We start from the raw sequence: 12,905 nt of genomic DNA, 5'->3' as shown, positions 1-12,905 counted from the left end.
GCGCTTTTTACAACTTTAAGTCTGTGTTGAATTAAGTTTCACGTATTATTAAAGTAAGGTGCTTTTTTCAATACTGCACAAAGTGGAATCGCGATAGCTAAACCTAAAGCATTTTGTAGTAAATCACCAGGGATGGATGCTAGAGGTGCAATCCAGTTGCTATATAAAATAACTTCACCGATATAATAAATTGCCAGCATTACAGGAACAGAAGCAACCGCTGCGACGATGTTCATAACCATGCTTGTTCCTTTTTTTCCACTCATATACGCAATTTTTCCTACAATAAAACCTTGGAAAAAGCGCGCTACAATTGTAATTGGGGCCCAAATCAGCCAGCCACCGAAAATATCAAAAAGCCCCATACCAAAAGCGCCAGCAATCGCTCCTTTTTTTGGTCCAAACAAAATGGCAATGGTAAAGAGCATTGCTGTACCTAAGTGAACAAGCCCCCCTTTCGCCATAATAGGCAGCTTAATATTAATAAAAGTTGCAATGAAAACAAGGGCAATCAGAATAGCTGTAATAACCAAATCAAATGTTTTACTTTGTTGTTTTTGTATATTGTGTGCTTGTTGCATTGTCATTCTCCTTACTATTATTGAAATTATCAATTACTTTAGCAAATATCTGATTGTTATAAAAGTACCAATTCTGTTTAAAATGTAGTGGTCAGTTTGTGACTAAAACAATTGTCCAGTATAGCTATGGTTTGTTAAGATGAACATATTAGAATTTGATTGGTGGATGATAGGGATGAAAAAGGTAGCTGTTATACAAGATATGTCCTCTTTTGGTAAATGCTCTTTAACTGCTGCGTTGCCAGTTTTATCGGTGATGGGTGTACAAGTTTGTCCACTGCCAACAGCAATTTTGACAGCACAAACAGAGTTTCCAAGCTTTTTTTGTGAGGATTTGACTTCAAAAATGGGGCATTTTACAGAAGAATGGAGAAAAATGAATGAAAGCTTTGATGGTGTTTTAACAGGCTTTGTTATGGGAGAAGAGCAAATTCAGCATATTTTTGAATTTCTAGATACTTTTCAGCGTGAGGAAACAATTGTGCTTGTTGACCCGGTCATGGGTGACCAAGGTGAGGGCTATCCATTGTTCACAGGTCGCTTATTAGAACGTATGAAGGAGCTTGTCAAACGAGCAGATATTATCACACCAAATATAACGGAATGCTGTATGCTAACAGGGTTGTCGTATGAAAAGTTGCATAGTTATTCGACGATGGATGATTATTTGCTAGCATTGCAAGAGGCAGCGCATCAATTGGCTACAGAAACAAATGCCAAAGTAGTGTTGACTGGCATTGTACCTCCTACAGAAAAGCCGATGATTGGCAATTTGCTCGTTGCAGATGGAACCGTTGTTTTCAACCAACAACCTTTTAATGGTACAGGTTATTCTGGTACAGGTGATTTATTTGCAGCTACTGTTATGGGAGGCGTTTTACGAGGACATAGTCTGCCTGAGGCGATTGAGCTAGCAGCGCAATTTTTGACAGCCGCTATTGGAGAAACATATGCGCAGCAAATTCCACGTAATATGGGTGTTCATTTTGAAAAGTATTTGAAAATGCTTATTTAGATAGGGGGCTTTACAAATAATGAAAAATATTTTTGCGTTCGAAAGTATTGAGGAAATACAGTCATACTCTGCTGATATAGAGCAGTTGAATGAAAAACTAAATGCCTATCAAGCACTTTTGGAAAAAGAATTTGGCTTAGAGGATGTACCGCAGGCAATCGTTTGGACTTCAAAAGAGACTGCAACAACGATTTTTTCAAATTTCCCTGTACCTGCCTTTACGAATGAGGTGAGAATTTGTATGTCACCAAGTGTGCAGGAATGGCGTGAGCTTTATCTTACTCAACTAGAGGGGCAGCACAATGAGCGTATTGAAAAATATTATAATGAGATAACATTAGACCATGTGTTTTGTGTGTTAGCACATGAATTAACACATCATCTCGAACTATTTATAGAGGATTTTGATAGTGAACGCGAAAATAGCATTTGGTTTGAGGAAGGCATGTGTGAATATTTGTCGCAAAAGCTGACATTATCGGCTGAGCAGTATAAAGAATTAGTCGCTATTGAGAGTGAATTGATTAAGTTATTTAAAGAGAAATATGGGCAGCATTCTTTAGACGAATTTGGCATGGGTAGTTATGAAACAACAAGCTTAGCTGCTATTATGCTGAATTATTGGCGCAGTTCTAAGGCTGTGAAATACATTGTAGAGGATTGTCATAATGGAGATATACGAAAGGTTTTTGAGCTATATCATGCGTGGGATAAAGTAGGACGAAAGGTTCCGTTAACTACGTATTTTGGGGTAGAAGCATTTTAATTTCTATAATTTTATTATACCATAAATCTCCATATATTAATAGACTAGTATATTTTCAAAAATGCTTTAGCTTTATTAATAGGGAGGGGTGTAGGATGAATATAGGTTTGCGAAATGATGAAGTCATACTCGTTCCTTATGAGGAAATATGGCGAACAGAATTTGAGAAAACAAGAGAAGAATTAGTAGCACTGACCAATTTAAAGAGCTATCAGATTGAGCATATTGGCAGCACGTCAATTGAAGGGATACGAGCAAAGCCAATCATTGACCTTTTAGTTGGCGTAGGTGGTTTGGCATATCTAGAAAAGCCATTTTTCAAAGTTTTAATGCAGGCAGGCTTTTATAGATTGCGTGTAGAGCGACCCGACGAAATTGTATGTGCGAAGTTTATGGATGATACATTTCAAATAAAGACACATTTTATTCATATTGTCCAATATGAGGGAGAGAAATGGCAGGAGCTCTTATTTTTTAGAAATTATTTAAGAGCAAATGAAGAGGCAAAAAAGCATTATGAAGAGCTAAAGCAATCTTTTTTTGTAACGGGTTTACAAGGCATTGCAGCTTACACGGATTATAAAGAGGATTTTGTAAGGTCTATTTTAGCCAAGAGAGGCGAGGAAAGCTGAATGGAATTAACAATATTTAACGGAGAGACAGAAGACTTAGTTCAGTTGCTAACTGGAAATGAATGGCCCTATCATGCAGATTTAGAGGTTGATGCGAACGCAGTGAGAAAAGCTATTAAAAAGGGCTATTATGCAGACGGACGTGAAACATTTTGGATTATTGAAGCTGGAGAGAAAATGGGTATTCTTATTATTAATGATATTAATGATACAATTCCGTTATTCGATATTCGTTTGGCTGCAAAAGCGCGCGGTAAAGGGCTTGGTGTGAAAGCGTTAAAATGGTTACAAAACTACCTATTCGGTGAAAAAAGTAAAATCCGCATCGAAGGTTATACACGAGCAGATAATATTGCAATGCGAAAAAGCTTCACAAAAGCGGGCTTTGTGAAGGAAGGCTATTTACGCAATGCTTGGGAAAATGCGGATGGTACAATCTCAGATACAGTTTTATATGGGGCAATCTATGAGGACTGGAAAGCAGGGCTAGTAACCCCTACTAAAATGAATGAAGTGCCATATTAGAGAATGCCAAGCTCTAGTAGTATAATATTATATTAATAAAAAAATAGGGGATGAGACGATGCAAATTTTACATACTACACCTACTGTTGATGAGTTTTTAACATTGCGGAAGCTAGCGGGAATGGGACCACGTGACCGAGAGCATGTACAAGCGGGTTTAAATAATAGCTGTTTTTCTGTTATTCTTCGTAAGGATGATGGTGAATTGATAGGTATGGGGCGAGTTATTGGAGATGGAGGTACAGCCTATGTAGTTGTAGATATCGCCGTTCATCCAGACGAACAAGGAAAAGGGCTTGGGAAGATGATTATGACGGAAATTAAGCATTATTTAGATACTGAAATTAGCAAGCAGGCCTTTGTTTCATTAATTGCGGATGTACCGGCGCATAAGCTTTATGAAAAGTTTGGTTTTGTGGAAACAGCGCCAAAATCAATTGCAATGGCTTATATACGTAAATAATCATGTGGTTGTCTGAAAAGGAGGGGAGCCTCTGCGAATACTCATCGCAGAAAAATGGCTGATACATCCCCTTTCGACAACCATTTGCTATTCTATTAAGAATGCTGACCTTAAAATAAAGCTGATTGATTATGAAGTAGAGTGAGAGAATTCATATTTCCGTTTAGTTACGATAAAAGGTGAAATGACCTCGACCGTTTTTCTTCACGATATATAATGCTTCATCTGCTTGTTGTAATAAGGATTTTAAGGAATCTGCTTCATTCACAAGCGTTAAACCAATACTGAAGCTTAAATTGATCATATAGTTATCATTTTCTACAGTAAGAGCGCTTAAATCTCTATGCAATGTTTCAGCAAAACCTTCAAGTCGTTTTTTTTTATTTGAACAAATGAGTAAAAATTCGTCCCCGACATAGCGAGCAACAATGGCTTTTTTTTGCAATGCGAATGTTTTTAACCTAGAGCCAATCATTCCTAAAGGCATTTAATCACCTACGTAAATGGTATTTCCTATATTATACTGTAAAACAAATCGGTGGAATGTATTTTCGATATGAATATTGTTAAAATAAATATAAACTTTTTAGAGGAGGAAAATAGGATGGAAACTTTTGCACCGTATTTGGAGAAAATCGAAGATGCACAGCAGCGCCATCGAGTGGAGGAAGTATTATCATGGGTAGCAACGACATTTCCGAATCTAGGGAAGAAAATTGCTTGGAACCAGCCGATGTTTACAGACCATGATACATTTATTCTTGGCTTCAGTATTGCAAAGCACCATATGGCAATTAGCCCTGAAAAAGAGGGCATTATTCAATTTTCAGATGCCATTAAAGAGGCGGGCTACACACATACAGACAATTTATGGCGCATTAAGTGGGAGCAGCCGGTAGATTATGTGCTATTAGAAAAAATAATTGATTACAATATTGCAGATAAAGCGGATTGCGCTACATTTTGGAGAAAATAATAAGAAAAGAAGAATGGTGTCTTTATGACACTGTTCTTTTTTAATTCAAAAGACTCATATAATTTAACTAAAATAGGGAAAATAGCTGGTCGTAAAGTCTGGTAAGTGATAGGCTAATTATTGGAGGGATATCTGAATTATTTTCAGCTTCAAACTCGAAGCTCACAATATTGAAGTACATATAAGGGGTGATGCTATGTTAGGGACTATTCAAAAAAAGATAACATTCTATTTTTCTATTATTGTGCTAATTTTAGCTATAGTAATTTCGTGGACGGTGCATAAGTCCTCTATGCAATTAATTGAGCAATCTTTAAGCAATGTGGCAATGACCATTGCTCAGCAGTCATTAGGTCAAATGGATATTGAAAAATATGAACGGGAAATTAAAGTGGGGGCAGCAGAACAGGATTTAGTCTATTACTATGAGTTACGAGAAGAATTTAATCATTATCGCCTATCTACTGGTCTAGAATATTTATACACAATGGGGCGTCAACAGACAAATGGGGGATATGATTATTTTTATGTAGTAGATGGCTTACCAGTAGGAGATGAAAACGAATCTTGGCTAGGTGAAAAAGAAGAGAGTCCAGAAATACTTCCACAGCTTGAGCAAGCTTTTAATACGGGAGAAATACAAGTAGAAATGACGAATGAAGAAAATTATGGTGCGCTCGTTTCCGCGTATGTTCCAATTAAATCAAATTCAGGTGAAATCATTGGTGTTGTGGGAGCAGATTTAGATGCCACAACCGTTTATTCAGAAATGGAGAAGCAAAAAAAGAGCTTAATTCTTTTTGCTATTGTTGCACTCTTAATAAGCATAGCGATTATTTCCGTATTAAGCACTTATCTTGTATCGCCACTAAAAAAACTTTTGATGCAAGTACATAAAGTGGGGGAGGGCGATTTGTCTACAACCTTTTCCACAAATCGCTCGGATGAAATCGGAGTATTGACAGGAGCATTTCAAAAATCAACGGATAGCTTGAAGCAAGTAATTCAAGGTATTTCCCAGCACTCTTCAGCACTTGTTAAAATGTCGAACGAGCAATTAAGTAGCACAGAGGAAATTAAACAAGGAAATGATATAGTGGCGAAAACGATGATTGAATTAGCATCAGGCTCGGAGGAGAAGGCGGTAGCTACTGTGAAAATAGCCGAGACGATGCAAGATTTTGCAAGGCAAATTGAGCAAACGAGTTATCAAGGAAATGCTTTAAATAAGAAATCAGAAAGTATTATGGCTTTAACAAATGAAGGGCTTGGGCAAATTACTGAGACCGAGCAATATGTTTCCCTTTTATATAAAGGTGTAGAGAAATCAGTACAGCAAGTAAAGATGTTAGACCATCATGCTAAAGATATTTCCAGCTTAGTACTTGTCATTGAGGGAATTGCAGAACAAACGAATTTATTAGCTTTAAATGCGGCCATTGAAGCAGCACGTGCTGGTGAGCATGGAAAAGGCTTTGCCATTGTCGCAGATGAAGTGCGCAAATTGGCGGAGGAAGTGAAAAAATCGGTCGGTGACATCGTCGGTATTGTTGGGGGAATTCAGCAGGAATCAAGCGAAGTTGCAAAAGAGTTAGAGTTAGGCTATGAGCAGGCAAGTAAAGGCACAACGACTTTGAGAGAAACAGGGGAAATCTTTACGAATATACATTTAGCAGTAAAGCAAATGCAGCTGCAAATACAGGATATTACAGTAGAATTAGAGCGAATTTCGGAGCGCGGCAATAGCGTCCACGATGCTATTGGCAATGTGGCAGCTGTCACAGAGGAAGCCCAAGCTGGCATTGAGGATACATCAAATCTCGTACAAAAATCAACAGCCGCAATGCAAGAGATAGTTCACAACTCTAAGGAGCTAACGAAAATCGCAGCACAGTTAAATGAATTAACTGAGAGATTTAAGGTGGAGTAACCTTTGATGAGACATCACCTAAAGCGTCCCAAAAGCAGGTAATCTCTGCCTTGGGGACGCTCTCATATATTAACAGAAAGAAAAGTGTCATTTTAAAAGGTTGTAAACACTGATTTTAAAGCCTTTTAATTCAATCTTAAACTTACACCTTCGGTTGTTTAAATCAATTTCATACTGAAGTGCAGTTCCTCTTGTGCAAACATATAATTAAATGCAGATGAATTATTTAAAGCTCTCTCGAATTGAATATCCATTACTAATATGTTTGCTCTGAGCAATGCTTCAAATTGCTGGAGCATTTCTTGCTGCTCAGATGAACAGGCAATTGTTAAATAAATATATTGTTCAATTGGATAGTTTAGCTTTTTGCGTTGGTCTTGAATATAACGAATAAAGTCGCGAACATATCCTTCGGCAATTAAATCCTTCGTCAAATGTGTATAGAGCAACACTTGTAACGTGCCATCTTCTGCTAAAACATAGTCATCTTTGACAACGGACTCGATTAAAAGATGCGATTGCTCCAATTTAACTGCTTCGTCAGCAAGTTGAACGGTTAAATGTCCATTACGTAGTAAACTATTTTTTTCTTCGACTGGCATTGTTTCTACATAGGACTTCACTGCATTGACCTGCATGCCAAATGCAGCACCGGCTGTTTTAAAATTCAGCTTCAAGATTTTTTCCACGAATGCTTCTGTAGAATGTAGCCATTGCACTTTTTTAATATTAAGCTCATCTTGAATGATGGTGTTATACTTACTTAGATTTTCTGGCGAGCAAATGATGATTTCAGCTAAAGGTTGTTTTACCTTTAAGTTTTTGGCATTGCGGATGCTACGTCCTAGTTCAACGATTTGAACGATAGTAGCCATTTCCCTTTCAAGCACTACATTGATATAGGCTTCTGTGACAGCTGGATAGTCCTGTAAATGCACACTTGCATTGTTGTGCATTTGCATATAAATATGCTCTGCGATAAATGGCGTGAAAGGTGCGAGCAGTTTACACACTTCACTTAACACCGTGTGCAATGTATTGAAAGCAGCTCTTTTATCGTCAGAAAAACCAGAAGCCCAAAAGCGTTGGCGCGACCTGCGCACATACCAATTACTCACGTCGTCCATCAATTTAGCTATTTCCCGACAACCTTGCGTAAATTGATAATCATCCATAGATATCGTAACTTTCGCAATTGTCGTATGCAGTCGGGACATAATCCATTCATCTAATAATGTCGGTGTACCTTTTTGTGAGGCATCAAATATAAACTGGTCAATACTTGTATAAAGCTGATAAAAGTTAAACGTATTTTCTAGCGTATCTAATAGTTTAGATTTTGCCTCCTGCACAATTTTTGTAGAAAAGCGCTTTGGATTCCACGGTGAGCTATCTACTAATAATGCCCAGCGTAATGCATCTGCACCATAAATGTTCATTAGGTCTATCGGGTCTAGTGCATTGCCTTTGCTTTTCGACATTTTTTGTCCATGCTCATCTAATACATGCCCTAATGAAAGAACATTTTTATATGGTGTTTGCCCTGTGTACAGTGCAGATACAGCAAGTAAGCTATAGAAAAAGCCGCGTGTTTGGTCGATGCCCTCTATTACGACATCCGCAGGGAATTGCTGCTGGAACTCCTCTTGCTCAAAAGGATAATGATGTTGCGCAAAAGGCATCGAGCCACTATCGAACCATACATCAATAACCTCTGGTGTACGTTGCATTGTTTCATGGCATTTTGGACAATGACAAAGAACATTGTCGATATACGGCTTATGCAAATCTTCAGGCAACGGCTGTTGTGCTAGTTTTTCTAATGCTGCAACACTTTCAGGCGCTTCCTCATGCCCGCATGCTGTACAAATCCAAACGTTTAAAGGTGTGCCCCAATAACGATTGCGGCTAATATTCCAGTCCACTACATTTTCGAGAAATTTACCGAAGCGACCCTCTTTAATATGGTCAGGATACCAAGTCACTGTTGCATTGTTAGCAAGCAATTGCTCTTTTAGTGCAGACATTTGAATGAACCAGCTATCTGTTGCGTAATAGAGCAACGGCGAATCACAGCGCCAGCAATGCGGATAGCTATGGTCGTATTTTTCTTTATGGAATAATAAATCCTTAGCAGCTAACAGCTTGATTATGTTGACATCACAATCTTTGACAAAGCGACCTGCTAAATCTGTTATTTCGTTTGTATAGCAGCCTTGTAAGTCCACTATATTGATAAAGGATAAGCCATTTAGCTTCACTGTTTGGTAATCATCCTCACCATGCGCTGGAGCGATATGCACAACACCTGTACCGCTCGTTTCTGTTACATAATCAGCCATTACAACAATATGCCCATGTTCAACGGAAACATAATCAAAAGGTGGTTTATAGGCTATACCTTCAAATTCAGTCCCTTTATGTTCGCTTACAATCGTTGCATTTTCGCCTAGTACATTGAGTGCAAGTGATTTTGCTATGATGAAAATATCTCCATCAAGCCGTGCCTTCACATATGTTAAAGAAGGATTCATTGCAAGCGCAACATTGGCTGGCAATGTCCAAGGAGTTGTCGTCCAACCTAAAAAAATTTCATTTGAATCAACACATTGAAATTTAACGGTTGCAGATAAATCTTTCACATCTTTATAGCCTTGTGCAACCTCATGGGAGCTCAAGGATGTTTGACAGCTAGGGCAGTATGGCGATACACGATGTCCTTTATAAAGTAAATTATCTTTATGAACTTTGCTCAGTATATGCCAAACGCTTTCGATATAGCGATTATCTAATGTCACATAAGGTTCATCCATATCCACCCAATAACCTAATTGCTCTGTAAAGGAGCGCCAAATTTTCTCATACGTAAAGACACTCTCTCTACATTTTTGTACAAACGGTTCGATACCATATGCTTCGATTTCTTGCTTGCCTGAAATAGCGAGCTGCTTTTCCACACCCAATTCTACAGGGAGACCATGTGTGTCCCAGCCTGCTTTACGCTCGACTAAAAAACCTTGCATTGTTTTATAGCGCGCGACTACATCTTTTACTGTGCGACCTAGTGCATGCCCTACATGTGGTAGTCCATTGGCTGTAGGGGGTCCTTCGTAAAATACGAAGGAATCACGATTTTTGCGGTTTTCAATAGACTTTTCAAAAACATGTTCAGCTTGCCAATGGAGGCGAATTCTTTCTTCTCTTTGCTGCAATGTTTCTTTTCCCATTTCAATTCCTCCTATACCTATTTTTGTATAAAAGGCATACAAAAAACTCGTCCCTAAGTAAAGGGACGAGTTAACTCGCGATACCACCCTAATTCTATTGAACAATCCAATAGCACTTAGCAACGTACAATCATACGTGTTCTTTTTAACGGTAGACACCCGGGCTTGCTTACTCATTTCAGCGTGCCTTCTCAGAGAGGATTTTCATGTAACAATTGAACACTGACTTTCATCAAGGCGTCAGCTTTCTGTAGAACAATACGAAACATTACTCTTTCTCGTCAACGAATTTGTATGCTTTTATTACGTGTTACTTTAATGGATTTTTAAAATAATGTCAAATCAATTTCTTTAAAAGAAATATCTAAAAATACTTGAGATAATGAAGAATGTTAACATTCCAAGGAAAAAAATAATAATGTTTTTTGCCATATTTCGTATTCCCTTCTATAAGTGTTGAAATCAGGTGTAGATAAGCTGCATTGATAATGGCAATAAACGCATATCAACACTGCGAATATAGAAAGTACGATAAAATTATAATGTAATATCATATGTGGTCTTTAATGTAGCATAAAAATCTCCTCTATTTCTACTAATTATTTGTTACTATTTCTGAGTTCCTCCAAATACTATTTTTATAAGTGCCATACAGAGGTTATAAAGTACAGCAAATGGGAAACGCTAGTAATGGAGGTGATGACAATGGAGAAAAAGCACGAAAATAAAAAAGCACAGCGAGAGGAATTCGGGCAAGACTTAAGCCCTGATGATTTAGATACCCGCAATAAAGAGGATATGACAAAGGAGCAAATAAAAAACACAGCAGTATCCAACAATAAATTGCCCAAGCCTAACTAAATACAATTGGGCTTTTCCCCATATCTTCCTTTATTAACTTCTTCATCTCAAGCTCCAACCGCCAGCCCTATGTTTTCAAACTTTCAAAGAAAACAATTTAAAGAGCACCAACAAAAGCGCCCAATAAGCCGGCTAATTGCGCGGCTTGTTGGGCGCCAATTCAAGACTTGGAGAGCTCGATAAAGCCTTCTCCAAACACATCTCGTACATCATGAATGGCGATAAATGCATCTTTGTCAGCTTCTTTTACGATGTTTTTCAGCTTAATAATTTCCTGTCTGCTAATAATAATATAGAGCACTTCCTTTTGCTCTTTTGTGTAATAACCGTGCCCAGATAGGACGGTTACACCACGATTCATTTTATAAGTGACTTTATCCGCGATGGCATGGGGATTTTTGGAGATAATCGTTACTGCTTTTTTCGTGTTTGTTCCCTCAATCACAAATTCCATCACCTTTGTCCCGATATAGAGCATCATAATTGTCATCATAAGTGCCTCTGCACCGATAATAAAGTAAGAAGAGAATGCGACAATTAAATCAAAAAATAACAGCCCATAGCTAATATTCCAGCCTAAAAATTTATTCGTTATTCTCGCTAAAATAGTTGTACCAGCCGTTGTCCCACCAACACGAATAATTAAGCCAATTCCGACACCTACAAATACGCCACCGAATATCGCGTTGATAATAATTTCATCGGATTGAATTGTCCATGACTCTGTAAGATGTAAAAATAGTGAAATAAACGTAACAGCGATAACTGTATAAATCGTTGTTTGTCTGCTCAGAAATTTGTATCCAACAAGCAATAAAATCCCATTAAGTACAAAGCTGACGATACTAGGAGACCATTGAAATAAATAATACAGGATAATCGTAACACCTGTTACGCCACCTTCCCCTAATTCGTTTGGAATGACAAATAAATTGATTGCAAGCGCAAATAGAAACGCTCCGAACATCATAATTAAAATATCAATTACTAATTTTTTCATTTTTGCACCACCGTTTGCGGGTATAATTTTTCTTTCTTACATACTATAACAATTTTTTGAAAGTATCACTCAAGTAATTGTAGAGGGAGGAAGCAATAATCACCATCATGCACAACTTTTCCTTGTTTAATTGCAAGCGGCTGTTTAAAAATTGGTCCATCAATAACAGTTGTATGAAATTCCCCACCTTCTCCACAAGGGTCAATGCCGCGTTCCTTTAATTCTTGTACATACTCATATGTTAAAACTTTCCCTAAATCATTCTCTTGCATACCGAGAGATATATTAACTGTTGTAATAATTGTTTTAAAGCCTAAGTCAATAAAGCGTTCGACTACTTCTGAATGGTCGGTTTCCCATAAAGGCATTCCAAGCTTTAAGCCTGCGATATTTGCGACTTTTTCGTGCCAACAGCCATGCTCAGGCATATCAAGGTCGCCAGTTACAAGGGCTTCCGCTCCTAAAGTTTTCATTTTTTTCAGCATGTCAATAAAGATTGCCTCATATTGTGTCCAGCTTGCAGCAGCAAAATGAATCGGTAAGCCGATTGCTTCCGCCTGTGCTTTTATGAAATCAACCGTCATCGCGTGTGAGCGAGAGCGAGTGCCATCTTCCTCAAGCACGATGATTAAGCCTATCGCTTGTCCTGTTTTCATAGCCTCATACAAAGCTAATGTACTATCTTTTCCCCCACTAAAAGAGGCGACAAACTTCTGTCCTTCAGCCCCTGTTTTCCACTTTTTTGTGTTTGCCATAGTATGTATCCCCTTTGTTTTGTCTATATGGTTATTTTAGCATGATTGCCGTGTGTTTATTGGCATTTGCTGTTATCTCGGGTTCAATTTCCACTAATTTTTTCAACAATACGGAAACCCCGACAGTCTAATCTATCGGGGTTTCACTCGGTACTGTATCCTTTTAGCTAATGT

13 protein-coding genes and 1 other annotated feature are annotated in these 12,905 nt (G+C 38.0%); of the genes, 8 read left to right on the top strand and 5 right to left on the bottom strand.

The window, feature by feature from the left end; all coding sequences use genetic code 11:
* Positions 1-38 precede the first annotated feature (38 nt).
* Positions 39-581 (bottom strand): ECF transporter S component, encoded by a 543-nt coding sequence (locus tag C9J36_RS13320; RefSeq protein WP_107943426.1) that lies wholly within the window; start codon positions 579-581, stop codon positions 39-41.
* A gap of 175 nt (positions 582-756) precedes the next feature.
* Between C9J36_RS13320 and C9J36_RS13315 the strand changes: the two genes are divergently transcribed.
* From C9J36_RS13315 to C9J36_RS13295, 5 genes are all read left to right on the top strand, one after another.
* Positions 757-1,596, top strand: a complete 840-nt coding sequence (locus C9J36_RS13315; protein ID WP_066165426.1) for a pyridoxamine kinase — start codon at positions 757-759, stop codon at positions 1,594-1,596.
* Between the two features lie 19 nt (positions 1,597-1,615).
* The gene (locus C9J36_RS13310) at positions 1,616-2,362 is read left to right on the top strand and encodes a hypothetical protein (protein ID WP_235616074.1); all 747 of its coding nucleotides are present in this window, start codon (positions 1,616-1,618) and stop codon (positions 2,360-2,362) included.
* Between the two features lie 95 nt (positions 2,363-2,457).
* Positions 2,458-2,994: a GrpB family protein gene (locus C9J36_RS13305; RefSeq protein ID WP_107943424.1), complete on the top strand. Its 537-nt coding sequence runs from the start codon at positions 2,458-2,460 to the stop codon at positions 2,992-2,994.
* On the top strand, positions 2,995-3,519 hold the full coding sequence (locus C9J36_RS13300; RefSeq protein ID WP_107943423.1) for a GNAT family N-acetyltransferase: 525 nt from the start codon (positions 2,995-2,997) through the stop codon (positions 3,517-3,519).
* A gap of 58 nt (positions 3,520-3,577) precedes the next feature.
* Positions 3,578-3,982: a GNAT family N-acetyltransferase gene (locus tag C9J36_RS13295; RefSeq protein ID WP_066165441.1), complete on the top strand. Its 405-nt coding sequence runs from the start codon at positions 3,578-3,580 to the stop codon at positions 3,980-3,982.
* A 163-nt stretch (positions 3,983-4,145) separates the two neighbouring features.
* Here C9J36_RS13295 and C9J36_RS13290 read toward each other — a convergent pair whose 3' ends face one another.
* Complete coding sequence (locus C9J36_RS13290; protein WP_107943422.1) at positions 4,146-4,469, bottom strand: GGDEF domain-containing protein; 324 nt, start codon at positions 4,467-4,469, stop codon at positions 4,146-4,148.
* 117 nt (positions 4,470-4,586) lie between these two features.
* Here C9J36_RS13290 and C9J36_RS13285 point away from each other — a divergent pair, with 117 nt between their 5' ends.
* Positions 4,587-4,958 carry an iron chaperone gene (locus tag C9J36_RS13285; protein ID WP_066169442.1) on the top strand — a complete coding sequence of 124 codons (372 nt, stop codon included), beginning with the start codon at positions 4,587-4,589 and terminating at the stop codon, positions 4,956-4,958.
* Between the two features lie 196 nt (positions 4,959-5,154).
* Positions 5,155-6,888: a methyl-accepting chemotaxis protein gene (locus C9J36_RS13280; RefSeq protein WP_107943421.1), complete on the top strand. Its 1,734-nt coding sequence runs from the start codon at positions 5,155-5,157 to the stop codon at positions 6,886-6,888.
* A gap of 158 nt (positions 6,889-7,046) precedes the next feature.
* On the opposite strand, the gene ileS is transcribed toward C9J36_RS13280, so the two are convergent.
* The gene (ileS, locus tag C9J36_RS13275; RefSeq protein WP_107943420.1) at positions 7,047-10,115 is read right to left on the bottom strand and encodes an isoleucine--tRNA ligase; all 3,069 of its coding nucleotides are present in this window, start codon (positions 10,113-10,115) and stop codon (positions 7,047-7,049) included.
* A 58-nt stretch (positions 10,116-10,173) separates the two neighbouring features.
* Positions 10,174-10,409 (bottom strand) — a binding site (T-box leader).
* 411 nt (positions 10,410-10,820) lie between these two features.
* On the opposite strand from ileS, the gene C9J36_RS17435 reads away from it, so the two are divergent.
* Positions 10,821-10,976, top strand: a complete 156-nt coding sequence (locus C9J36_RS17435; protein ID WP_201261951.1) for a hypothetical protein — start codon at positions 10,821-10,823, stop codon at positions 10,974-10,976.
* Positions 10,977-11,136: 160 nt separating this feature from the next.
* Here the strand turns inward: C9J36_RS17435 and C9J36_RS13270 are convergent, their stop codons facing one another.
* Positions 11,137-11,976, bottom strand: a complete 840-nt coding sequence (locus C9J36_RS13270; RefSeq protein WP_066169434.1) for a YitT family protein — start codon at positions 11,974-11,976, stop codon at positions 11,137-11,139.
* A 65-nt stretch (positions 11,977-12,041) separates the two neighbouring features.
* Positions 12,042-12,731 (bottom strand): Dph6-related ATP pyrophosphatase, encoded by a 690-nt coding sequence (locus C9J36_RS13265; protein ID WP_107943419.1) that lies wholly within the window; start codon positions 12,729-12,731, stop codon positions 12,042-12,044.
* Positions 12,732-12,905 lie beyond the last annotated feature (174 nt).

Source organism: Metasolibacillus fluoroglycofenilyticus (assembly GCF_003049645.1).
GTDB classification, from domain to species: Bacteria; Bacillota; Bacilli; order Bacillales_A; family Planococcaceae; genus Metasolibacillus; species Metasolibacillus fluoroglycofenilyticus.
This window is presented reverse-complemented; position numbering and strand designations above follow the sequence as displayed.